The organism is Variovorax sp. dw_954, from assembly GCF_018449755.1.
Lineage (GTDB): Bacteria > Pseudomonadota > Gammaproteobacteria > Burkholderiales > Burkholderiaceae_C > Variovorax.
This window is the reverse complement of the sequence record NZ_JAAVVD010000003.1, coordinates 334,338-356,547: the sequence shown is the minus strand read 5'-3', so window position 1 is coordinate 356,547 and position 22,210 is coordinate 334,338. Positions and strand designations below refer to the sequence as shown.

Here is a 22,210-nt window from a genome sequence, read left to right as displayed (position 1 = left end):
TGCTTGACCTTGCCGGGGGATGCCGGCACGGTGCAAATGGGGTGGGCTTGCGCCGTTACAAGCCCGCCGCGCATGCAGTATCGATCAGCCTTGTTGCTGCTGAGCCATCAGCTCGTCGAACGAGACAGCCTTGTCGGCGACCTGCGCCTTGCCCAGGACGAATTCGGTCACGTTGTTCTCGATGACCACCGATTCGACTTCGGCCAGGCGGTTGTTGTCGCTGAAATACCAACGGACGACGTCCTGCGGCTTTTCGTAGCTGGCAGCCAGCTCGTCGACGTGCGCCTTGATCTGCTCCGGCTTGGCCTGCAGGTTGTTGGCACGAACGAGCTCGGCGACCACGAGGCCCAGGCGCACGCGGCGTTCGGCCTGCGCCTGGAAGATTTCTTCGGGAATCGGCGCCTTGTCGGCGTCCTTGATGCCGCGCTGCTTGAGTTCGGCGCGGGCGCCTTCGACCATGCGCTGGACTTCCTGCTGCACGCTCGCCTTGGGCAGGTCGAGCTCGGCATTGGCGATGAGCGCGTCCATCACGGCGGTCTTGTTCTTGGACAGCAAGCGGAACTTCACTTCGCGCTCGAGGTTGCGCTTGATGTCGGCGCGCAGGCCTTCGACGGTGGCTTCGGCGATGCCGAGCGACTTGGCGAGTTGTTCGTTGACTTCGGGCAGGTTCGTCGACTCGATCTTTTTCACGGTGACCATGAAGTCGGCTTGCTTGCCGGCCACGTCCTTGCCGTGATAGTCGACCGGGAAGGACAGCGGGAAGGTGCGGCTGTCGCCGTTCTTCAGGCCGCGCACCGCATCTTCGAATTCCTTGAGCATCTGGCCTTCGCCGATGATGAACTGGAAGTCCTCGGCCTTGCCGCCCTGGAAGGTTTCGCCGTCGATCTTGCCTTCGAAGTCGACCGTCACGCGGTCGGTGTCTTGGGCTTGTGCGTCGAGCGCGCGTTGCGCGAAAGTGCGGCGTTGCTTGCGCAGGATGTCGAGGGTCTTGTCGATCGCTTCGTCGCTGACATCTGCCGTGAGCCGTTCAATGGTGGCGCCGGACAGGTCGTTGATCTTGACTTCGGGGAACACTTCGAAGACGGCGTCGAAGGCCAGTTGGCCTTCGGGCGCTTCTTCCTTTTCCGTGATGCGGGGCTGGCCAGCGACGCGCAGCTTGGCTTCGTTGGCGGCTTGCGAGAAGGCTTCGCCGACCTTGTCGTTCATGACCTCGTAGTGCACCGAGTAGCCATAGCGCTGGGCCACGACGTTCATCGGCACCTTGCCCGGACGGAAGCCGTCCATCTTCACGGTGCGCGCGAGCTTCTTGAGGCGCGAATCGACTTCGTTCTGGATGGAGCCGACCGGCAGGGTCAGCGTGATCTTGCGCTCGAGCTTCTCGAGGGTCTCAACAGTCACGGTCATTTTTTGTTCCTCAAAAGGAGTTTGGAGCTGGTGCGCGGGGCCGGACTCGAACCGGCACGTTCTTGCGAACGTCAGGACCTAAACCTGGTGCGTCTACCAATTTCGCCACCCGCGCGGTCCGATGAAATCAACGAAAAACGGGCGGCCCTTTGTGCAGACCACCCGCTCGAAATCGGTCAACTGCGCATTTTAAGCTGGAACGGAAGCCGCTTTTGGCTCGCGCCTCACACGGAATGCAGCGGCATACATCGCGGGCAGCGCCAGCAGCGTCAGCACGGTGGCCACGATGAGGCCGCCCATGATCGCCACGGCCATCGGACCCCAGAACACGCTGCGCGAGAGCGGGATCATCGCCAGCACCGCGGCCGCGGCGGTCAGCACGATCGGCCGCAACCGGCGCACCGCAGATTCGACGATCGCATCCCAGGCCGGCACGCCGGCGCGGCGGTCGCTTTCGATCTGGTCGATCAGGATCACCGAGTTGCGCTGGATCATGCCCATCAGCGCGATCACGCCGAGCAGCGCGACGAAGCCGAACGGACGATCGAGCAGCAGCAACGCGCCGGCCACGCCCGCGATGCCGAGCGGGCCGGTGATGAAGACCAGCAGCGATCGGCTGAAGCTGTGAAGTTGCAGCACCAGCAGGGTGAAGACCAGGAACAACATGATCGGCACGCCTGCCACGATGGAGGACGAGCCCTTGCTGCTCTCCTCCACGGCGCCGGCCACGGCGATGCGGTAGTTGACCTGGCCGTCGGCGCGCCATTTGCCTTCCAGTTCGCGCAACTTCGGCAGCAGTTCGTTGGTGACCGTCGCGCCCTGGAGGCCCTCGACGATGTCGCCCTGCACGGTGATGGCGTAGTCGCGGTTCTCGCGCCACATCACGCCGGGCTCCCAGGTGAAGACCGGCCTGGCGATCTGCGTGAGCGGGATCGAACGGCCCGATGCGGTGGGCAGGTAGGCGTTGCCGATGTCGGAGATGGCTTCGCGCTCGTCGGGCGACTGGCGCAGCACGATGTCGATGAGCCTGTCGCTTTCGCGGTACTGGCCGACCGGGGTGCCGGTGAACATGGTGCGGGAGGCCTGTGCGATCGCCTGGCTCGTGATGCCCAGCGCCCGCGCCTTGGCCTGGTCGACTTCGAGGCGGATGACCTTGACCGACTCGTTCCAGTTGTCGTTGACGCCGCGCATGTGGGTGTTCTCGCGCAGGACCGCCTTGACCTCGTCGGCGTGCAGGCGCAGTTGGGTCGGGTCCGTGCCGGTCACGCGGAACTGCACTGGGTAGGTGACCGGCGGTCCGTTGGGCAGCAGCTTCACGCGGCCGCGCACTTCGGGGAATTCCTGCGCCAGCAGCGCCGGGACCTTGATGCGCAAGGCCTCGCGCTGCTTCAGGTCGCGGGCCAGCACGATGAACTGCGACACGTTGGTCTGGGGAAAGACCTGGTCGAGCGGAAGGTAGAAGCGCGGCGCGCCCGAGCCGATCCAGGTGGCGACCGAGGTCACGCCAGTCTCCTCCATGAAGCGCCGCTCGACGCGCCGGGTCACTTCCTCGTTGGCGGTGAACGAGGTGCCTTCCGGGAACCAGATCTCGACCATCAGTTCAGGCCGGCTCGAATCGGGGAAGAACTGCTGCTGCACCCGGCCCATGCCGACAATGCCCAGTCCGAAGATTAGGACGGTCGCGCCGATGGTGATCCAGCGGTGCGTCACGCACCAGTTCACCGCGCGCCGAAAGCTGTTGTAGAACGGCGTGTCGAACAACTCGTGCGGCGGTGCATCGGGGTCGTGCGGCTTGACCTTGAGCAGCACCGTGCCGAGGTAGGGCACGAAGTACACCGACACGATCCACGACAGCACCAGCGCCACCACCGTCACGCCGAAGATCGCGAAGGTGTATTCGCCGACCTGCGACTTGGCCAGGCCGATCGGCAGGAAGCCGGCCGCCGTGATCAGCGTGCCGGTGAGCATCGGCATGGCCGTCACTTCATACGCGAAGGTCGCGGCGCGGACCTTGTCGTAGCCCTCTTCCATCTTCCGAACCATCATCTCGACGGCAATGATCGCGTCATCCACCAGCAGGCCGAGCGCGATGATCAGCGAGCCCAGCGAGATCTTGTGCAGCCCGATGCCGAAGTAGTTCATCGCGAGGAAGGTGACGGCCAGCACCAGTGGAATGGTGATCGCCACCACGAGGCCCGGTCGCAGGTCCACATACCAGCCCCCCGTGAAGCGCGTCCAGCCCTGCCTCTTGCCCTTGTGCAGGCCGAGCGAAATGAAACTCACGCCGAGCACGATCACCACCGCCTCGATCAGCGTGCCGACGAACTCGTTGACCGAGCGCGACACGGCCACCGGCTGGTCCTGCACCTGCGCGAGTTGCACGCCGGCGGGCAGGCGCTTCTCGATGTCGGCGGTGGCGGTGCGCAAGGCCTTGCCCAACGCGATGATGTCGCCGCCCTTGGCCATCGAGATGCCGAGGCCGATGACCTCCTCGCCCTGGTAGTGCATCTTCACGGCGGGCGGATCGACGTAGCCGCGCTTGACCTCGGCGATGTCGCCGAGCTTGAGCAGGCTGCCCGAAGAGCCGCGGATCGGCATCGCGCGCAGCTGCTCGACGCTGGTGAACTGGCCGCCCACGCGCACCTGCAGCACGTCGTTGGGCGACTGGATGGTGCCGGCGCTTTCCACCGCGTTCTGCGCACCGAGCTGGGCCAGCACCGCGTTGAAGTCGAGGCCCAGTTGCGCGAGGCGTTTCTGCGAGACCTCGATCCAGATCTTCTCGTCCTGCACGCCGAACTGGTCGACCTTGGCCACGTCCTTCACGCGCAGCAGTTGCTGGCGCACGTCGTCCGCAAAGTCCTTGAGCTCGGCATAGCTGAAGCCGTCGCTTTCCAGCGCGTAGATCACGCCGTAGACATCGCCGAACTCGTCGTTGAAGAAGGGGCCCTGGATGGTGCCGGGCAGCGTGTAGCGCATGTCGCCGATCTTCTTGCGCACCGTGTACCAGACGTTGGGCACGTCGGCGGGCTTCGACGAGTCCTTGATGGTGAGGATGATCTGCGACTCGCCGGGCTTGGAGTAGCTGCGGATGCGGTCGGCGAAAGGCACTTCCTGCAGCGTCTTCTCGAGCTTGTCCGTGACCTGTTCCGCCACCTGCTGGGCGGTGGCGCCGGGCCAGTAGGTGCGCACCACCATCGCGCGGAAGGTGAAGGGCGGGTCTTCGTCCTGGCCGAGCTGGAAGTACGAGGCGAAGCCCAGCAGCATCAGCACGAGCATCAGGTAGCGCGTGAGCGGACCGTGGTCGAGCGCCCACTTGGAGAGGTTGAAGCCGGGCTTCCGCTCAGCCGCTGGCGTGCTCGTTGCCGCCCCCGCGACCGGGCGTTCGTGTCCTTGCCGCTCGCCAAGAGACGGCGAGCCCGGTTCTTCGGCCGCGCTCATCGCGAGGCGCCCGCCGGCATCGGGTCGAACGCCTTTACCTGTCGCTGCGAAGGCGCGGCGGGCGTCGAGATCACCTTGGGCTCATAGAGCGTGACCTTCTGGTTCGGCTGCAGCACATGCACGCCCGCGACCACCACCAGCATTCCCGGCGCGAGGCCGTCTGCGAGCACGGCTTCGTTGCCGTCCGCAGTCGCGAGCCGCACCGGCTGCGAACGCACCGTCATCGTGTTCTTGTCGAGCACCCAGACCGCGCTGTTCAGGCCGTCCTGGCGCAGCGCGCTGGTCGGCAGCTTGATCACCGCCACGCCGCTGTGCGACAGCGACTTCGGGCGCGCGTAGACGGTGCTGCCGAGCGGCGGGGATTTCGCGGCGTCGATCGCGACCTTCACGGTGTAGGTTCGCGTCACCGGGTCGGCGCTCACGGCGACCTCGCGCACCGTGCCGTCGATCTCGCGTTCATCCGACCAGCCGCGCACCGCGACCGGCGAGCCGACCTTGACCAGACCCGCGCGGTCTTCCGGCACGGAGAACACCACGTCGCGGGCGCCATCCTGCGCGATGCGCACCACCGGCATGCCGGCCGTGACCACCTGCCCCGGCTCGGCCTCGATGGCCGTGACGATGCCCGACACATCGGCCACCAACGTCGTGTAGCTCGCCTGGTTGCCTTGGGACGAAAGCTGCGCCTGCGCCTGCTCGAACTGGGCCTGCGCCGCCTTGAAGGTGTTCTCGCGGTTCTCCAGGTCGGCGCCGCTGATGAAGTTCTGATCGCGCAATTCCTTGTAGCGCTTGAGGTGGGCCGCGGCGAGGTCGCGATTGGTCGTGGCCGCGGCCAGTTGGGCGCGTGCGGCATCGGCGGCGAGGCGATAGTCCTGCGGATCGAGCTGGGCCAGCACCTGGCCGGCCTTCACCTGCTGGCCGATTTCCGCCTGGCGCCGGGTGATCTTGCCCGCCACGCGAAAACCCAGGCGCGATTCGATGCGGGGCCTGACCTCGGCGGAGAACTCGGGTTCGGTGCCGAAGGCGCTGGCGCCGACGGTCATGACCTTCACCGCACGCACCGGCTCTTCGGTGGCAACGGGCTTGCTGCAACCGGCCAGCGCGGTGGTGGCCAGCAGGAGCGCGAAAACCTTGCTGGGGAGGGTTGGGAAGCGGCGCGAATCGGTCTCGGTCATGGAACCCTCAGGAATGGATCGGTCCAGTTACTGACCGGGCGGTTAGTAATCTAGGGTAAACGCGAATCCTTGTCAATGACAAACAATCGGCCGAATGAAACAGGGCCTCCGAAGAGGCCCTGTTGGCAGATTGGCGAGAACGGCCCTAATTGCGCTGCCCCATCTCCACCAGCCGATTACCCGGCAGTTCGAAATAGTCCGACGCCCTGCCCGCGTTGCGCTGGAGCCAGCCGAAGAGCGCCTGACGCACCGGGTTCATGCCTGGCAGCTGCCCAGGCGTGACCGACGCGCGCGAAGTGAAGTAGGACGTGCTCATCGCCTCGCAGGCCAGCCCCTTCTGGTAGGCAAAGATGCGCACGAATTCAGGCACGTCGGGCCGCTCCATGAAGCCGTGGTTGGCTGTCACCGCCCAGATGCCGTGGCCCAAGTCGCGCGCCACGATCCGATGGGCGGCATCGACGCGCGGGGTCGGGCTGGAATGCACCACCAGCACGATCACCTGCGCATGCAGCACTTGGTTGTGCTTGAGGTTGTGCAGCAGCGCGTGCGGCACCGAGATCGCATCGGCATTCAGGAACACGGCCGTGCCGCCGACCCGGTGCGGCATGTGGCCCGCCAACGATTCGATGAAGGGCTCCAGTGGCAACTGGTGGGCTTCGGCTGCCTTCAGGCCCAGCCGCCGGCCCTTGGACCAGGTCGTGAACAAGATCATCACCAACAACGCCACGGCCAGCGTCAGCCACCCGCCTTGCGCCACCTTGAGGCTGTTGGCCACCACGAAAGTCAGGTCGATCGCGGCGAAGACGCTGGCGCCGGCGACCACCGCCACGCGGTTCCAGCGCCACAGCTCGTAGGCCACCACGCTTGCCAGCAAGGTCGTGGTGACCATCGTGATCGAGACCGCGATGCCATAGGCCGCCGACAGCGCGCTGGAACTGCCGAATCCGACCACCAGCAGCAGCACGCCCACCATCAGCAGCCAGTTGATGGTGGGCACGTAGACCTGCCCGATGGCGGCGCCGGAAGTCTGCACGATGCGCATGCGCGGCAGGTAGCCCATGCGCATGGCCTGCGCGGTGAGCGAGAAAGCCCCCGAGATCACCGCCTGCGACGCGATCACGGTGGCAAACGCGGCCAGCGCCACCATCGGCAGCACGGCCCACGACGGGAACATGCGGAAGAAGGGGTTGTCGATGGCGGCCGGGTTGCCCAGCACCAGCGCGCCCTGGCCGAAGTAGTTGAGCACCAGCCCGGGCATCGCGACGAAGAGCCAGGCAATGCGGATCGGTCGGGCGCCGAAATGACCCATGTCGGCATAGAGCGCCTCGCCGCCGGTGAAGGCCAGGAACACCGCGCCCAGCACAGCGAGCGACTGGGCCCGGTGCGTGACCAGGAACCCGGCTGCGCGGCTCGGATCGAGCGCCGCCAGCACCTGTGGCTGCTTCAGCACTTGCAGCAGGCCGGCCACGCCGAGCACCACGAACCACAGCAACATGACCGGCCCGAACACCTTGCCGACCGCATGCGTGCCATGGCGCTGCACCGCGAACAACGCGACCAGGATGGCCATGGTGATCGGTACGATGAAAGGCTTCAATGCATGGGCCTCCACCTCCAGCCCCTCGACGGCCGACAGCACCGAGATGGCCGGCGTGATCAGGCTGTCGCCGTAGAACATGGCCGCGCCGACCAGGCCCAGCAGGCCGAGGAGGCGCCACAGCCACGCGGGCGTGTGCGGACCCTTCACCGAGCGCCGCGCGAGTGCCTGCAGGGCCAGGATGCCGCCTTCGCCGTCGTAGTCCGCACGCAGCACGAAGATCACGTACTTGAAGGTGACGACCACCGTCAAGCCCCAGAAGATCAGCGACAACAGGCCCAGCACCGCATCGGGCGTGAAGGCGACGCCGTGCTCCGGATTCAGCGTTTCCTTGAAGGCATAGAGCGGCGAGGTGCCGATGTCGCCGAAGACCACACCCAGGGCCGCCACCATCACGCCCAGCGATCCGCCGCCATGACCCGCGTGGCCGGATTGGGAAGGCGTGGCCGAGGACGTCATGTGCGCAGGGATGGTACAGCCGTGCCCGACAATCCGCCGCGTGGCTGAACATTATGAAAACTTCCCCGTCGCCTCGCTGCTCTGTCCGCCGCGGCTGCGACCTCCCATCACGGCCATCTATGGCTTCGCGCGCACGGCCGACGACATCGCGGACGAAGGCGATGCCTCCGCCGATGAACGGCTGGCCCAGCTGAAGGCGTATCGCGCCGACCTGCGCGCCGTGGCGCGCGGCAGCAAGGTTTCGGCCCGCTGGCCCGAGGTGTTCGGCCCGCTGGCCAAGGCGATGCACGACTTCGCACTGCCGGAGCCGCTGCTGGCCGCCCTGCTCTCTGCCTTCGCGCAGGACATCGAGAAATCCCGCGACGGCACCGACTACATCGACCGCGCCCAGCTTCTCGACTATTGCTCGCGCTCGGCCAACCCGATCGGGCGGCTGATGTTGCACCTGTTCGACATCCATGAGCCGGTGTCGCAGACGCAAAGCGATGCGATCTGCACATCGTTGCAGCTCATCAATTTCTGGCAGGACCCGAGCGTGGACCTGCCGCGGGGCCGCCTGTACTTTCCGCTGGCCGATTGCGCGGCGCATCGCGTGAAGCCGGGCAAGCTCAAGGCCTTCACTGCGGCCTCCGCCGTGCCGCCGTCGCAAGCCATGAAGAAGCTGATCGCCGCCGAGGTCGCCTGGGCGCGCGAGCTGATGCAGCAGGGCGCGCCGCTGGTGCACCGCGTGCCGGGACGCATGGGCTGGGAGCTGCGCCTCGTGGTGCAGGGCGGGCTGCGGATCCTCGACAAGATCGAGGCGCTGGACTTCGACACGCTGCGCCATCGCCCGACCGTCGGGGCGACGGACGCGCCGCTGCTGGCCTGGCGCGCGATGCTGATGTAAGCGCAGCGCGTCGTTGACAATTGGGGGCAATGACCCCGGATTCACGATGACCACGCCCGAGCAATACGTCCAGCAAAAAGCCGCCGCATCGGGCAGCAGCTTCTACTACGCCTTCCTCTTCCTGCCGAAGCCGCGCCGTGCGGCCATCACGGCCTTCTATGCTTTCTGCCGCGAGGTCGACGACGTGGTCGACGAAGTGCGCGACCCCGGCGTCGCGGCCACCAAGCTCGCCTGGTGGCGCACCGAGGTGGCGCAGGCGTTTGCCGGCCAGCCAAGCCATCCGGTGATGAAGGCGCTGATGCCCTGCGCCGCCGAATTCGGCATCGAGGCGCGGCAATTGCAGCAGGTCATCGACGGCTGCCAGATGGACCTGGAACAGACGCGCTACCTCGCGTTTCCCAACCTCGCGCAGTACTGCCACCTGGTGGCCGGCGTGGTCGGCGAGGTGGCTGCGCGCATCTTCGGCCAGACCGAGCAAAGCACCACCGGGTACGCGCACAAGCTGGGCCTGGCGCTGCAGTTGACCAACATCATTCGCGACGTGGGCGAAGACGCGATGCGAGGCCGCATCTACCTGCCGGTGAATGAGCTGCAGCAGTTCGATGTGAAGGCGCACGAGTTGCTCAACCGCGTGTACTCCGAGCGCTTCGTCGCGCTGATGAAGTTCCAGGCCGCGCGCGCCCATGCGGCCTACGACGAGGCGCTGGCGCTGCTGCCCCCCGCCGACCGGCGCACGCAGAAGCCCGGCCTGATGATGGCCAGCATCTATCGCACGCTGCTGCGCGAGATCGAGGGCGACAACTTCCAGGTGCTGAACCAGCGCGTGAGCCTGACGCCCGTGCGCAAGCTGTGGCTCGCATGGCGCGTACAAGCCCTGGGCCGCATGTGACTTCGGTATTCCTCCCTCTCCCGCAAGCGGGAGAGGGTCGGGGTGAGGGCAAGGGCCGGTGACCCAGCGCATAGCCATCATCGGCGCCGGCTGGTCCGGCCTCGCCGCCGCAGTCGAAGCGATTGCGGCGGGCCATCAAGTCCATGTCTTCGAAACCGCGCACACCCTCGGTGGCCGCGCGCGCGCCGTGCAGGCGACGCTTGGCAATGGCACTCCCATCACGCTCGACAGCGGCCAGCACATCATGATCGGCGCCTATGCGCAGACCTTGCGGCTGATGCGGCACGTGGGCATCGATGTCGAAAAGGCCCTGCTGCGCACGCCGCTGGCGATGGTGTTCCCCGACGGCAACGGCTTGCGCCTGCCGAAGCTGCCCGCGCCGATCGATGCGTTGGCTGGCATCCTCGCGGTGCGCGGCTGGTCGTGGCGCGACAAGCTCGCGTTGCTGCGAATCGCCGTCGGCTGGCAGCGTGCGGGTTTTCGCTGCGATGCCTCCCTGTCCGTCGCCGATTTGTGCACCGGCCTCACACCGCGCGTGCGCGAAGAGATGGTCGATCCGCTCTGCGTTTCCGCGCTCAACACGCCGACGGCGCAGGCCAGCGGGCAGGTCTTCCTGCGGGTATTGCGCGATGCGATGTTCGGCATGAGCGGCGGCTCCAACCTGCTGCTGCCGCGGCAGGACCTGGGCGCGTTGTTCCCCGACGCCGCGGCACGCTGGATCGGCGAACGCGGCGGCCGCATTGCGGTCGGCCATCGCGTGCAGACGATCGCGCCCGCAGCGGGCGCCTGGCAGGTCGATGGCGAGGGCTTCGATGCGGTCTTGCTCGCCTGCCCACCGGGCGAAGCGGCTCGCGTGGTGGAAGGCAGCGGGGTCGGCAACAGCGCCTGGTGTGCCCAGGCTCGCGCGCTGCGCTTCGAAGCCATCGCGACGATCTACCTCGAAGGCGGGCATCGGCTGGCGGAACCGATGCTGGCACTGCGCTCGACGCCGGATGCGCCCGCGCAATTCGTGTTCGACCGATCGCAGCTATGCGGCGATACGGGCGTGTGGGCCATGGTGGTCAGCGCCAGCGGGACCGAACGCGCCGCGCTGGAGGCCCAGGTCTGCGCCCAAGCCGTTGCGCAACTGGGCTGCGCCGATCCGCGCGTACTGCAAACCGTCATCGACAAGCGCGCGACCTTTGCTTGCACGCCCGGCCTCGAGCGCCCGGCCATGGCGATCGCACCGGGCCTGCGCGCCTGTGGCGACTACGTCGAAGGCCCCTATCCCGCGACGCTGGAAGGCGCGGTGCTCGCAGCCATCGCGGCCGTTTCGGCGTTGTCCTGAGCAAGCCGGATCGACGGGCGGGCCGATTCAGTTCGGCCCAGGCTCCAGCGCCGCGCAAAGCGCATGAAGATTCGGCACGATCAGTTGCGGATGCATTCCATGCACCCAGGGCCGCTCGTCGCGCACCAGCCAGGCTGCCTGCATGCCGGCATTCAGCGCGCCGACCACGTCGAGTTCCGCGTCGTCGCCCACATGCAGCACATCGCGCGGCAGCAGCCCGATCGATGCGGCGGCGGCTCGGAAGATCGGCGCCTGCGGCTTGCCGCTGCCGAACGAGCGCGCGCTGAACGCGGTGCGGAACCAGCGCCCGACGCCAGTGAGATGGATGTCGGCATTGCCGTTGGAAATGGCCACGAGCGGATAGCGTTCGCTGAGCCATCGCAGCGCGGGCAATGCATCGTCGTAGAGCTTGACCCGCTGGCGCGCCGCAAAGAACGCATCGAAGGCCGGCTCGGCCAGCGCCGGGTCTTCGCCGGCGCGCTTGAGCGCGGCGCGGATCGACTCCAGGCGCATCAGGCTCATGTCGTGTGCGAGATCCGAGCGCTCCTTCTCCGTGGCCTCGCGCAATTCGCGCATCACGCCGGGGGTGAGCAGCAAGGCCGCGGTCCGGGGCGCTGCGGCTTCCAGCCACTTGTGCAACGTGCGCTCTGCGTATTCGATGGTGGGCCAGATCGGCCAGAGGGTGTCGTCGAGGTCGAGGGTGATGCCCGCAATGCGCTTCACATCGAGCGGCGGGGCCAGGGTCGCGGAGGTCATGCGCCAGAATACCCCATGCCTTTTCGCCCCGAACCGCCTGCAGTTTCTCCTGCCGACGAGCGCGTTGCCGTGCTCTGGTGCAATCTTGGCTCGCCCGACGCGCCCACCGCCGCCGCCGTAAGAACCTACCTTGCCGATTTCCTGAGCGACCCGCGCGTGGTCGAGATACCCAGGCTGCTGTGGTCGCTGATCCTGCACGGCATCATCCTGCGCACGCGGCCATCCAGGTCGGCCGCCAAGTATGCAAGCGTGTGGACGCCCGAGGGCTCGCCGTTGAAGACGTGGACGCGCAAGCAGGCCGTGATGCTGCAGGGCTGGCTCGGCGAACGCGGCCATCGCGTGAAGGTGGTCGAGGCGATGCGCTATGCCAATCCGTCGATCGCCGCGCAACTCGATGCGCTCAAGGCCGAAGGCGTGACGCGAGTGCTGGTGCTGCAGGCCTATCCGCAGTATTCCGCGACCACGACGGCCAGCGTGATCGATGCGGTGGGCGACTGGAGCCGCGAGGTGCGCCGTGTGCCCGAGTTCCGCTTCGTCAACCAGTACCACGATGACGCGCTCTACATCGAGGCGCTGGCCGCCAGCGTGCAGGCGCACTGGAAGCACCACGGCCCGCCCGACCAGTTGGTGATGAGCTTTCACGGCATTCCGGCGCGCAACGTGCAACTGGGTGATCCGTACCAGGCGCAGTGCCTTGAAACGGGGCGCCTGCTGGCCGAGCGGCTGGGCTTGCCGGTTGACCGGTACCGCCTCACCTTCCAGTCGCGCTTCGGCCGCGCGACGTGGCTGGAGCCCTATACCGAGCCGACGCTGCGTGCGCTGGGCGCGGCGGGCGTCGGCCGCGTCGATGTGATGTGCCCCGGTTTCCCGGCGGATTGCCTGGAGACGCTGGAGGAGATTGCGATGGAAGGACGGGATGCGTTCCTGACCTCGGGCGGCAAGGAGTTTCACTACATCCCCTGCCTCAACGACAGCCATGCATGGATTACTGCGCTGGCCGGCATCGCCGAGCGGAACCTGCTCGGGTGGCCCACCGGCGCTCAGTGAGGGTCAGCCACCGGCCGGTTGCGCGAGCAGCGACTGGATGGCCGCATCCATCTCCGCGTACTGGCCTTCGCCGAAGTGCTTGCGACGCACGTGGCCCGATTTGTCGACGAGGTAGAAGGCAGGCCAGTATTGGTTCTCGTAGGCCTTCCAGGTCGAAAAGCCGTTGTCCTGCGCCACCGGGTAGCGGATATCGAAACGTTGCAGCGCCGCCTCGACGTTCGATGTCAGTTTCTCGAACGCAAACTCAGGCGTGTGCACGCCGATCACGACGAACCCCTGGTCCTTGTATTTCTCGTACCAGCGCACGACGTGCGGCAGCGTATTGACGCAGTTGATGCACGAATAAGTCCAGAAGTCGACCAGCACCACCTTGCCGGCCAACCCCTGCATCGAGAGTGGGGCCGAGTTGAGCCACTTGTCGATGCCCGTGAACTCGGGTGCGGCACCCAGGTCGCCTGCAGGCGACGCAGCCAGCGTGAACCACGGCATCGCCGCCAAGCCCAGCATGGCGGCCGAGAAATTGCGCCGAGGAAGGAGTTTGGTCATGGTCAGAATCCTTTGAACATCGTTCGAAGGAAGTTCGGATCAGCACGAGGATGGCGTACTGGTGTTTACCCTGGATTCATTTCACGACGAGAGCGGCTTGTAGTAGTCCGGCTATGCCGAAAGAGAGACGCCATCCTGCAACGCCTTGAGCCAATCGGCACATTGACCCTTTGCGGCGCGCGGGAGATTCTTGATGCCCATGAAACACGCATTCAGGATCGCCGCCACCGCTCTTGCGTTGATTGCCTGCATCGTCGCGCTGGGGGCAGTGGCGACGCTGCTGTATGACGCGATCATGGGAGCGCGACAGGACTTCGGCACGCTCGGCATCCTGCTGTTGACCGGAATGCTGGCGGGCCAATGCCGCATCCTGTGGGTGCTGCTGCACCCGGTGACGGCCGAGGAACTGGACGCGCCGTTCGCGTCGGCCGTGTCAGCCGTCCGCGAGCCTCAGGCCCGGCCGAGATAGTCGCGCTTCCCGATCGGCACGCCGTTGTGCCGAAGGATGTCGTAGGCGGTGGTGACGTGGAAGAAGAAGTTCGGCAACGCAAAGTGCAGCAGGTAGCCCTGGCCGGTGAAGTTCAATTCCGTCGGGCCGGCCTTGAAGCTGACCGGGCGTTCCTCGCTGGCTGCAAAAGACTCACGCGTCAGCCCCTGTAGCCATTCACGCGTCTTCGCAATGCGGGCCTTCAGTTCCGCGAAGGTGGTTTCGTTGTCTTCGTACTTCGGCGCGGCGATGCCGGTCAGGCGTGCCGCGGCGAGCTTGGCCGTGTCACTGGCGATGTTGATCTGCGCGGACAGCGGCAGCATGTCCTCGGCCAACCTCGCGCCCACGAGCGTGGCGGGATCGATGCCGGTGGCACTGGCATGGGCCAGGCCCTTGTCGAGCAGGTGCGAGAGCTGGTTCAGGTTGTGCAGGAAGACGGTGACGGATGCGTCGTACATGGAGAGGGGCATGGGGGTCTCTTTGTGGTGAACAGGCGCGCGATTGTGACGGCAAATTTCCTCAGCTCGCCGCGCGGACAAAGGCCTCGATGGGCTCCAGATGCCCAGGCACGTTCAACGCGGGTGCATGGCCGCAACCCGGCACCTCGATGACCTGCAGCCGTCCCCGCACACCGGGGCCGCGACCGTGCATCTCGACGATCGTCTCTGGTCGCACCAGGTCCGAGTCGACGCCGCGCAGGCACAGCACCGGCGCCTCGATCGCGTCGTAGTGGGTCCAGATCAGGTAGTCGTCGGGATGGGCGATGAACTGCCGCACCATGGCCGGGTCGTAGTGCGGCGTGACGCGACCGTCGGGCAGGCGGCGGGTGGAAGTCTCGGTGAGCCGGCGCCATTGCGCATCGCTGAGCCAGCCGTAGGGCTTGTAGACGGTGCGGAAGAAGGCTTCGAGTTCAAGCACGCTGTCGAAGGCCGGCGGGCTGCCCGCATAGGAGCGGATGCGCTCGATGGCCGAGGCTGCGACTTCCGGCGCGGTGTCGTTGATGACCAGGCTTCGGATGCGCTGCTTCATGCGGGGTTGCGCCAGGCCCGACGCGCACACCATGCCGATCGCGCCGCCCATCGATGTGCCGACCCAATGAAGGCGGTCGAGGTGCAAGGCATCGCAGAAGGCATCGGCCAGTTGTGCATAGAACGAGAGCTGGTATTCGTCGTCCGGCGCGGGGCTCCATTGGCTCAGCCCGCGGCCGATGGTGTCGGGGCACAGCACGCGGAAGCCTCGCTCGGCAAAGTGCTGCGCGAGTTCATCCATGTCGCGACTGGTGCGCGCGAGGCCGTGCCACGCGATGACGACCTCGCCGTCGCGCGGACCCCAGTCCATGTAGTGGATCTCCCGGCCGATGAGTTGGACGTAGTGGGAGGAAGGCGGGGAGGAAGGAGCGTTCATCGGGAGGCCCTTGTGCGAAGCCGGCCGACGATGCCGGTCGGGAAGTAGTAGACGGAGAGAACGAAGAGCACGCCGAGCCACAGCAGCCAGCGGTCCGGCGACAGCAGGGCCGACAGCCACGGCAGGTCGCTCGCGGCAGTGCTGCCGAGCTTCAGCAAGTCCTGGAGATAGCTTTGCGCCACCACGAACAGCGTAGCGCCAATGACCGCGCCGTACACGGTGCCCATGCCGCCGATCACCACGATCAGTAGCACGTCGACCATGATCTCGAAGCTCAGCGACGTGTCCGGCCCGTTGTATCGCAGCCAGATGGCGAGCATGGCGCCCGCCAGCGTCGCGAACAAGGCCGACAGCACCGCCGCCGTGGTGCGGTACACCACCACGCGGTAGCCGATGGCCTCGGCACGGAACTCGTTCTCCCGGATGGCCTGCAGCACGCGCCCGAACGGCGAATTAACGATGCGCAGCAGCGCCAGCACCAGCACCACTGCGACGACGAACAGCAGGTAGTAGCAGAGCAGGCGGCCATCGAGCGAGACGCCGAGGAAGGGCTCGTCGGCGAATTCGAAGCTCGGCGAGATCAGCTCCGGCAGCTTGAAGGTGAGCCCGTCTTCGCCGCCGGTGAAGTCCGAGAGCTGCGAGGCCAGCGTCTGGAAGGCCGAGGCCACCGCCAGGGTGATCATCGCGAAGAAGATTGCGCGCACACGCAGCGAGAACAGGCCGACCGCGACCGAGAGCACCAGCGACACCAGCAGCGCGCCAGCCAGCCCCACCCCCATCGCGCCCCACCCCGCACCCAGCCGCGTGGCCGAGATCGCGATGCCGTAGGCGCCGATGCCGAAGAACATCGTGTGCGCGAAGCTCACGATGCCGGTGTAGCCCAGCAGCAGGTCAAAGCTCGCCACCAGCACGATGAACACCAGCACCTTGGCCGCGACGCTGAGCGCCTTGACGCCCGGAAAGATGAAGGGCGCGAAGGCCAGGCCCAGCACCACCAGGACGAGCAATGCGGCGAGCACGCGGCTGCGCGGCGCATCGTTGGAGAGGAGTCTTGTCAGCATGTCTGGACGCCTGGATGTCTGGATGCGGGAATGGACAAGTCCGACTTCGACGGGTTCATCGATTGGCCACCGGGTACACGCCCTGCGGGCGCCACAGCAGGATGCCGACCATCAGCAGGATGTTCGAGAACAGCGCCAGTTTGGGCAGCAGGAAGCCGCTGTAGTTGGCCATCAGCCCGACCAGCAGTGCGCCGATCAGCGCGCCCCCGGTGGAACCGAGGCCGCCGATGATGATGACGATGAACAGCAGCACATTCACCTGCGCGCCGATCTGCGGCACGACGCTCTGCTGGAACAGTCCCCACATCACGCCACCCAGGCCGGCCAAGGCGCTGCCGACGACGAAGATGCCGATGAACAGGCGCCGGATGCGATAGCCGAGCGACTCGACCATCTCGCGGTCCTGCACGCCGGCGCGGATCAGCAAGCCGACCTTGGTGCGCGTCAGTGTCCAGGCCAGCGCGCCGAACACGACGAGGCCGATGGCCACGGCGAACAGCCGGTACTTCTCGATGGCTGCACCCAGCCAGAACACCGTGCCGGCCATGGCCGCCGGCGGCAGCAGCGGCAACTGCGCCGGGCCCCAGATCACCTTGATGAGTTCCTCGCCGATGATCATGCCGCCCATCGTGATGAGGATCTGCTTCAGGTGCTGCCCATAGACCGGCCGCACGATGAAGCGCTCGAACAGCAGCCCCAGCGCCCCGGCCGCGAGCATCGCGAGCAGCAGCGCCGGCACGAGCGCCATCAGGTTGCGGCCCAGCGCGTCGGCGGTGGACCAGTCGCTCAGGCCGCCCAGCACCGTGGTCGCGATGTAGGCGCCCAGCGCAATGAATACGCCGTGGCCGAAATTCAGCACGTCCATCAGCCCGAAGACCAGTGTGAGGCCCGAGGCGATGATGAAGATGATCATCCCCATCGCCAGGCCCGCGATGGTGAGCGTGAGCCAGGTCGAGAACGAGCCGGTGAGCGGCAGCGCCACGAGCGCGAGCACCGGCACGAGCAGCAGCGGCTTCCAGTCGAAGTCCATCGCTTTCATAGCGCCAACCCCAGCAGCGACTGCTGCAATTGCGCATCGGCCGAGAACGCCGCCATGCTTCCGCTGTGCACCACGCGCCCGTTGTCCATCACCGCGACCGAGTCGCCCAGGCGCTGCGCGAAGTTGATGTTCTGCTCCACCAGCAGGATCGTCACGCCACTGCGCTTCAACTCGTCGAAGGCATCGATCATGTTGTTGATGATGGCTGGCGCCAGCCCCTTGCTCGGCTCGTCGACGATCAGCAGTTCGCGCGGCTCGACGATCGCGCGAGACACGGCCAGCATCTGCTTCTGGCCGCCCGACAGCTTGCCGGCCGGGTGGTTCCAGAACTTCTCCACCGCGGGGAACAGCTTGAAGATCCACTTCAGCCGCGCATCGTCCATCTGCGCCGCATTCTTTGCGCCGCGCGCGGCGAGCAGCATGTTTTCCTTCACCGTGAGGTCGGAGAAGATGCCCATGTTCTCGGGCACGTAGGCCATGCCGAGCGCCGCGATCTGCGGCGTCTGCATTTGCGTGATGTCCTTGTCGGCGAAGCGCACCGTGCCCTGCGATGCGTGCCACAGGCCCATGATGGTTCGCAGCGTGGTCGTCTTGCCGGCACCGTTGCGGCCGAGCAGCATGGTGAGTTGCCCCTTCGGCACGGCCAGGTCGACGCCATGCAGGATGTGATACGCCCCGATGTGCGTGTGCACGCCGCTCAGTTCGAGCAGGTTGTTCATGCGGCCTCCTTCGGCGCGATGCCCAGGTAGGCTTCCTGTACCACCGGGGAGGCAATCACTTCGGCCGGCTCGCCATCGGCCACCAGCGTGCCGTTGTGCAGCACGATGATGCGGTCGGCCAGCTCGCGCACCACGTCCATCTTGTGCTCGACCAGCAGGATGGTCTTGGTCTTGTCCTTCTTCAATTGCCGGATCAGGTCGAGGATGACCGGCGCCTCGGCCGCGTTCATGCCGGCCGTGGGTTCGTCGAACATGAAGACCCTGGGCTCCAGCGCCATCAGCAAGGCCACTTCGAGCTTGCGCTGGTCGCCATGCGGAAGGCTGGCGACGGTTGCGTGTTCCCTGGCCTTGAGGTTGATCTGCGCGAGCAATTCATCGGCCCGCGCGGTCAGTGCCTTGTGGTCGCTCCAGATGCTCCAGAGATTGAGCCCGTGGCGATGCGCCCCGGCGCGCGTGGCCTGCACGGCGAGCCGCACATTCTCCAGCACCGTGAGATTGGGGAACAGGTTGGTGAGCTGGAACGCCCGCCCCAGCCCCGCATGCGTGCGCGCCGAGGGCGACATGCCCGACAGCGACTTGCCATCGAGCGACACCGTGCCCGCGCTCGCCTTGAGCTGGCCCGAGATCAGGTTGAAGTAGGTCGTCTTGCCGGCGCCGTTCGGCCCGACGATGGCCGTCAGTGTCCCGGGCGCGAAGGCGCAAGACACCGCATTCACGGCCACGTGGCCGCCGAAGCGGATGGTCAGGTCTTTGGTTTCGAGCATCTGAAATTCGGGATCGGACATCCGGACGCAGAGGACGCGAAGGTTCCGCGAAGGACGCAAAAGGACATCCGAGGATTTCCCTTTGGATTTCTTTCGCGTCCTTTGCGTACCTTCGCGCCCTTCGCGTACGGTCAAGTCCGCATTGGGCTGCCTTGCCTGTCGATCAACGCTTGTTCTTGATCGGAATGTTCATCTCTTCCGGCTTGATCTCATGCACCAGCTCCGGCACGCCCCACGCGAACGCCGGGTCCACCTTGATCTTGAAGTGGTACATCGACTGCATCGCCTGGTGGTCTTCCTTGCGGAAGGTCATCTTGCCCTTGGGCGTGTCGAAGCTCATGCCTTCCATGGTCGAGATGAGCTTGTTGGTGTTGGTGTCGCCGCCCGTCTTCTTGAGCGCCGTGACGATGGCCGTCGCCGCCGCGAAGCCGCCGGCGGTGAAGAAGTCCGGCGGTGCCTTGTACTTCTTGTAGTGGTTCGACACGAGCCACTCGTTGACCGGGTTCTTCGGGATGCCGAAGTAGTAGTAGATCGAGCCTTCCATGCCCGGGAAGGGCTTGTAGTTGACCAGTGCCGGCAGGATGTTGCCGCCGCCCGCGATCTCGATGCCGTTGCTCTTCAGGCCCAGGTCCGACACCTTGAACGGGTTGGCCGCGCCGGCCCACACGATGTAGACGACCTTGCGACCGGCCGTGCCCTTGAACTTGTCGAGGATGCGCTGCGCCGCGGCGGTGAAATCCGTGGTAGCGGGCGGCAGGTACTCCTCGCCCACCACCTTGGCCTTCTTGATCGACTCCTTGAACGCGGTCATGCCGTCGCGGCCGAAGGCGTTGTCCTGGGCCAGCAGCACGATCGAGGTGCCGTCCTTGTCCTGCGCGACCGCGTTGCTGATCGCGTCCTGCGAGCTGTTGCGCGCGGTGCGGAAGATGTACTTGTTCCACTTGTCGCCGGTGATCGAGTCGGCAACCGCGGGCTCGACGACCAGCAGCTTCTTGTATTCCTCGGCCACGGACAGCATCGCCAGCGCAGCGCCCGACGAGGAGGTGCCCACGGCCAGGTCGGCCTTGTCGTCGCTGTAGGCGGCGGAGAGCAGCGACTTGGCGACGTCCGGCTTGCCCTGGTCGTCTTTTTCCATCACGACGATCTTGCGACCGTTGACCATCATGGTGCCCTCGGTCGCGTATTCGAGGCCCAGGTTGAACCCGATCGCGGTCTGCTTGCCGTAGGCTTCCAGCGGGCCGGTGTTGCTGTAGATGTGGGCGATGCGAATGTCCTTGCCGGACTGGGCAAGGGCCGGTGCGGAAGCGGCGGCTGCGATGGCGCCGAGGGCTGCGATCGCGACGAGGCTGCGACGGTTCATGGATCAGGTCTCCTGGTTGGAATGGCTGAATATTGCACAGTTCATGCCAGGCCGGAGACGTTTGATTACAAGGGGTTCCTCCTTGTAACGCGCCAGCCGCTATGGGTTTTCAGACAAACAAGTGTCTGCTACTCAGACATTTGCATGGAAGACATACAGGGTTTTCCAGCGCCCCGACAGCCGCCGCGCCGCGCTTCCCTACCCTGCGCCAGGCTGCGTGATCCGCGCATACAAGGTGGCGCGCGAGATGCCGAGCAGCCGCGATGCCGCCAGCTTGTTGCCACCGGTCTTTGCCATGGCCGCAGCAATGGCACGGGCCTCCAGGTCGGCGATCTGGTCGGCCAGCGGCCGCAGGAGGGTTTCATCATCGCCCTGCGGGATGGACGCCGGCGCTTCGGGCGTCGCGATCTGCTCCAGGCCCGTCTCGGCGAGCACGCGCTTGACTTCCGCCGCATCGATGCGCGTCGAGTCGCTGCGCATCGCGACCTGCTCCAGCACGTTGCGCAGTTCGCGCGTGTTGCCGCGCCAGTGCTGCGCCGCCAGCAGGGCCAGCGCGTCGGGCATGAGTTCAGGTGGTGACTCGCCGCTGCGCTGCGCCATGTCTTCGCCCAGCGCCTCGACCAGCGCAGGGATGTCGCCACGACGCTCGCGCAGCGGCGGCACGCGCAAGGGCAGCACGTTGAGCCGGTAGTAGAGGTCCTCGCGAAAGCGGCCCTCGCGCACCAGCGCCGGGAGGTCGCGCGAGGTCGCGGCGATGACGCGCGCATCGAAGGCCACGAGCTTGTTGGAGCCCAGCGGCTCGATCTCGCCCTCCTGCAGCGCCCGCAGCAGCTTGGCCTGCAGGCTCATCGGCATGTCGCCGATCTCGTCGAGGAACAGCGTGCCGCCATCGGCCAGCTTGAACTTGCCGTCGCGCCCGCGGCGGTCGGCACCGGTGAACGCGCCCGGCGCAAAGCCGAAGAACTCGGCTTCCAGCAAGGTGTCCGGCACTGCCGCGATGTTCAGGCTGACAAAGGGCCCGTTCGCGCGCGCCGACGCCGTGTGGATCGCGTGCGCCAGCAACTCCTTGCCCGTGCCCGTCTCGCCGAGCAGCAGGACCGGGCTCGAGGACTGTGCGGCGCGACGCGCATGGCGCTTCACGTCCACCGCCGCGGGACTGCTGCCGATGAAGCTCGCGAAGGTGTACTTGGCGCGCCGCTGCCCATCGGTGGATTGCCGCAGCAGCGGGTTGGCACGCTGCGTGGCCAGTTCGCGCCGCGCGTCGTCGAGGTCGCGCTGCAGCATCGCGAACTTGCTGATCAAGGGCTGCAGCGTGGTCTCCGGATGGTCGAAGAGCACGATGCCGATCGCGCCGATCACATCGCCTAGCACATAGCCCTCATCGCCCTCGCGCTCCTCGTGCAGCGGGATGCGGCTGACCACGAAGGTGCCGGCCTTGTTGGTCAGCAGGTCGATCAGGATCGGCTTGCCGGTCTCCAGCACCTGCCGCATCTGGGTGTTGGGGATCACGTCCTCGACCATCTGTCCCATGAACTGGTCGATCGATGAGAACCCGAGCGCCGGCAGGAAGCGCTTGTAGCCCTCGTTGACCCAGACGATGCGACCACTGCGGTCAACCAGGAACATGCCCTGGCTGATGCTGGAAAACAGGTGGAACATCGAGCGGGCCGCCAATGCATGGATGGCGTGCGCGTCGAGCGGAAGCGCGGTGGCTGAGGCAGGCGTGGGCATGGCGCGGATCGTAGCCGCCGGCGCCATGGCGATGTCGGCGAACGCCTCTCCCGCTCACAAACGGTCACCGGGGGCGCCACACGAACGATTGACGGCCCGGCGGAATTCATCAACCATGCGA

At 66.3% G+C, this 22,210-nt stretch carries 19 protein-coding genes and 1 tRNA gene; 5 read left to right on the top strand and 15 right to left on the bottom strand.

All coding sequences use genetic code 11. The annotated features are described in order from the left end of the window. Positions 1-84: 84 nt before the first annotated feature. From tig to HB681_RS07750, 5 genes are all read right to left on the bottom strand, one after another. Positions 85-1,404 carry a trigger factor gene (tig, locus tag HB681_RS07770; protein ID WP_213954220.1) on the bottom strand — a complete coding sequence of 440 codons (1,320 nt, stop codon included), beginning with the start codon at positions 1,402-1,404 and terminating at the stop codon, positions 85-87. Positions 1,405-1,432: 28 nt separating this feature from the next. Continuing rightward, a tRNA-Leu gene (locus HB681_RS07765) sits at positions 1,433-1,519 on the bottom strand. A 74-nt stretch (positions 1,520-1,593) separates the two neighbouring features. Then, positions 1,594-4,842 carry an efflux RND transporter permease subunit gene (locus HB681_RS07760; protein WP_213954219.1) on the bottom strand — a complete coding sequence of 1,083 codons (3,249 nt, stop codon included), beginning with the start codon at positions 4,840-4,842 and terminating at the stop codon, positions 1,594-1,596. Continuing rightward, a complete protein-coding gene (locus HB681_RS07755; RefSeq protein ID WP_213954218.1) occupies positions 4,839-6,017 on the bottom strand; it encodes an efflux RND transporter periplasmic adaptor subunit in 1,179 nt (392 codons plus the stop codon). The genes HB681_RS07760 and HB681_RS07755 overlap by 4 nt, the downstream gene beginning before the upstream one ends. Before the next feature lie 145 nt (positions 6,018-6,162). Then, entirely contained in the window at positions 6,163-8,007 is a 1,845-nt protein-coding gene (locus HB681_RS07750) for a potassium transporter Kup (protein ID WP_213954321.1), read from the bottom strand. 106 nt (positions 8,008-8,113) lie between these two features. Here HB681_RS07750 and hpnC point away from each other — a divergent pair, with 106 nt between their 5' ends. From hpnC to hpnE, 3 genes are read left to right on the top strand one after another with little or no spacing between them, the layout of a single operon-like run. Continuing rightward, positions 8,114-8,959 (top strand): squalene synthase HpnC, encoded by an 846-nt coding sequence (gene hpnC / locus HB681_RS07745; RefSeq protein WP_345944641.1) that lies wholly within the window; start codon positions 8,114-8,116, stop codon positions 8,957-8,959. A gap of 46 nt (positions 8,960-9,005) precedes the next feature. Next, positions 9,006-9,848, top strand: coding sequence for a presqualene diphosphate synthase HpnD (gene hpnD / locus HB681_RS07740; protein WP_213954216.1), 843 nt, complete (start codon positions 9,006-9,008; stop codon positions 9,846-9,848). Positions 9,849-9,906: 58 nt separating this feature from the next. Beyond that, complete coding sequence (gene hpnE / locus HB681_RS07735; RefSeq protein ID WP_345944640.1) at positions 9,907-11,175, top strand: hydroxysqualene dehydroxylase HpnE; 1,269 nt, start codon at positions 9,907-9,909, stop codon at positions 11,173-11,175. Positions 11,176-11,202: 27 nt separating this feature from the next. Here the strand turns inward: hpnE and HB681_RS07730 are convergent, their stop codons facing one another. Continuing rightward, a complete protein-coding gene (locus tag HB681_RS07730) occupies positions 11,203-11,931 on the bottom strand; it encodes an HAD-IA family hydrolase (RefSeq protein WP_213954215.1) in 729 nt (242 codons plus the stop codon). A gap of 15 nt (positions 11,932-11,946) precedes the next feature. On the opposite strand from HB681_RS07730, the gene hemH reads away from it, so the two are divergent. Further along, positions 11,947-12,978: a ferrochelatase gene (gene hemH / locus HB681_RS07725; RefSeq protein ID WP_213954214.1), complete on the top strand. Its 1,032-nt coding sequence runs from the start codon at positions 11,947-11,949 to the stop codon at positions 12,976-12,978. A 3-nt stretch (positions 12,979-12,981) separates the two neighbouring features. Here the strand turns inward: hemH and HB681_RS07720 are convergent, their stop codons facing one another. Further along, the gene (locus HB681_RS07720) at positions 12,982-13,467 is read right to left on the bottom strand and encodes a thioredoxin family protein (protein ID WP_256354327.1); all 486 of its coding nucleotides are present in this window, start codon (positions 13,465-13,467) and stop codon (positions 12,982-12,984) included. A gap of 256 nt (positions 13,468-13,723) precedes the next feature. Here HB681_RS07720 and HB681_RS07715 point away from each other — a divergent pair, with 256 nt between their 5' ends. Then, positions 13,724-13,993, top strand: coding sequence for a hypothetical protein (locus tag HB681_RS07715; protein ID WP_213954212.1), 270 nt, complete (start codon positions 13,724-13,726; stop codon positions 13,991-13,993). On the opposite strand, the gene HB681_RS07710 is transcribed toward HB681_RS07715, so the two are convergent. From HB681_RS07710 to HB681_RS07675, 8 genes are all read right to left on the bottom strand, one after another. Beyond that, positions 13,975-14,481 (bottom strand): DUF1993 domain-containing protein, encoded by a 507-nt coding sequence (locus HB681_RS07710; protein WP_213954211.1) that lies wholly within the window; start codon positions 14,479-14,481, stop codon positions 13,975-13,977. The genes HB681_RS07715 and HB681_RS07710 overlap by 19 nt on opposite strands. Positions 14,482-14,530: 49 nt before the next feature. Next, positions 14,531-15,415: an alpha/beta hydrolase gene (locus HB681_RS07705; protein WP_213954210.1), complete on the bottom strand. Its 885-nt coding sequence runs from the start codon at positions 15,413-15,415 to the stop codon at positions 14,531-14,533. After that, positions 15,412-16,476, bottom strand: a complete 1,065-nt coding sequence (locus HB681_RS07700) for a branched-chain amino acid ABC transporter permease (RefSeq protein ID WP_213954209.1) — start codon at positions 16,474-16,476, stop codon at positions 15,412-15,414. Before HB681_RS07700 ends, HB681_RS07705 begins: the two co-directional genes overlap by 4 nt. 55 nt (positions 16,477-16,531) lie before the next feature. Next, positions 16,532-17,515 (bottom strand): branched-chain amino acid ABC transporter permease, encoded by a 984-nt coding sequence (locus HB681_RS07695; protein WP_213954208.1) that lies wholly within the window; start codon positions 17,513-17,515, stop codon positions 16,532-16,534. Continuing rightward, positions 17,512-18,234 (bottom strand): ABC transporter ATP-binding protein, encoded by a 723-nt coding sequence (locus tag HB681_RS07690; protein WP_213954207.1) that lies wholly within the window; start codon positions 18,232-18,234, stop codon positions 17,512-17,514. The genes HB681_RS07695 and HB681_RS07690 overlap by 4 nt, the downstream gene beginning before the upstream one ends. After that, positions 18,231-18,998, bottom strand: coding sequence for an ABC transporter ATP-binding protein (locus HB681_RS07685; protein WP_213954206.1), 768 nt, complete (start codon positions 18,996-18,998; stop codon positions 18,231-18,233). The genes HB681_RS07690 and HB681_RS07685 overlap by 4 nt, the downstream gene beginning before the upstream one ends. 163 nt (positions 18,999-19,161) lie before the next feature. Further along, positions 19,162-20,358, bottom strand: a complete 1,197-nt coding sequence (locus tag HB681_RS07680) for a substrate-binding domain-containing protein (protein WP_213954205.1) — start codon at positions 20,356-20,358, stop codon at positions 19,162-19,164. Between the two features lie 198 nt (positions 20,359-20,556). Further along, positions 20,557-22,089, bottom strand: coding sequence for a sigma 54-interacting transcriptional regulator (locus HB681_RS07675; protein WP_213954204.1), 1,533 nt, complete (start codon positions 22,087-22,089; stop codon positions 20,557-20,559). Positions 22,090-22,210: the final 121 nt, after the last annotated feature.

What these genes read in the sequence shown, in the direction of transcription:
- HB681_RS07675 (WP_213954204.1), bottom strand. Translation starts at nt 22,089, where the DNA reads ATGCCCACGCCTGCCTCAGCCACCGCGCTTCCGCTCGACGCGCACGCC.
- HB681_RS07755 (WP_213954218.1), bottom strand. Translation starts at nt 6,017, where the DNA reads ATGACCGAGACCGATTCGCGCCGCTTCCCAACCCTCCCCAGCAAGGTT.
- hemH (WP_213954214.1), top strand. Translation starts at nt 11,947, where the DNA reads ATGCCTTTTCGCCCCGAACCGCCTGCAGTTTCTCCTGCCGACGAGCGC.
- HB681_RS07760 (WP_213954219.1), bottom strand. Translation starts at nt 4,842, where the DNA reads ATGAGCGCGGCCGAAGAACCGGGCTCGCCGTCTCTTGGCGAGCGGCAA.
- HB681_RS07710 (WP_213954211.1), bottom strand. Translation starts at nt 14,481, where the DNA reads ATGCCCCTCTCCATGTACGACGCATCCGTCACCGTCTTCCTGCACAAC.
- HB681_RS07685 (WP_213954206.1), bottom strand. Translation starts at nt 18,998, where the DNA reads ATGCTCGAAACCAAAGACCTGACCATCCGCTTCGGCGGCCACGTGGCC.
- HB681_RS07715 (WP_213954212.1), top strand. Translation starts at nt 13,724, where the DNA reads ATGAAACACGCATTCAGGATCGCCGCCACCGCTCTTGCGTTGATTGCC.
- HB681_RS07750 (WP_213954321.1), bottom strand. Translation starts at nt 8,007, where the DNA reads ATGGTGGCGGCCCTGGGTGTGGTCTTCGGCGACATCGGCACCTCGCCG.
- HB681_RS07680 (WP_213954205.1), bottom strand. Translation starts at nt 20,358, where the DNA reads ATGAACCGTCGCAGCCTCGTCGCGATCGCAGCCCTCGGCGCCATCGCA.
- HB681_RS07695 (WP_213954208.1), bottom strand. Translation starts at nt 17,515, where the DNA reads ATGAAAGCGATGGACTTCGACTGGAAGCCGCTGCTGCTCGTGCCGGTG.
- tig (WP_213954220.1), bottom strand. Translation starts at nt 1,404, where the DNA reads ATGACCGTGACTGTTGAGACCCTCGAGAAGCTCGAGCGCAAGATCACG.
- HB681_RS07690 (WP_213954207.1), bottom strand. Translation starts at nt 18,234, where the DNA reads ATGAACAACCTGCTCGAACTGAGCGGCGTGCACACGCACATCGGGGCG.
- HB681_RS07730 (WP_213954215.1), bottom strand. Translation starts at nt 11,931, where the DNA reads ATGACCTCCGCGACCCTGGCCCCGCCGCTCGATGTGAAGCGCATTGCG.
- hpnD (WP_213954216.1), top strand. Translation starts at nt 9,006, where the DNA reads ATGACCACGCCCGAGCAATACGTCCAGCAAAAAGCCGCCGCATCGGGC.
- HB681_RS07700 (WP_213954209.1), bottom strand. Translation starts at nt 16,476, where the DNA reads ATGCTGACAAGACTCCTCTCCAACGATGCGCCGCGCAGCCGCGTGCTC.
- HB681_RS07720 (WP_256354327.1), bottom strand. Translation starts at nt 13,467, where the DNA reads ATGCCGTGGTTCACGCTGGCTGCGTCGCCTGCAGGCGACCTGGGTGCC.
- HB681_RS07705 (WP_213954210.1), bottom strand. Translation starts at nt 15,415, where the DNA reads ATGAACGCTCCTTCCTCCCCGCCTTCCTCCCACTACGTCCAACTCATC.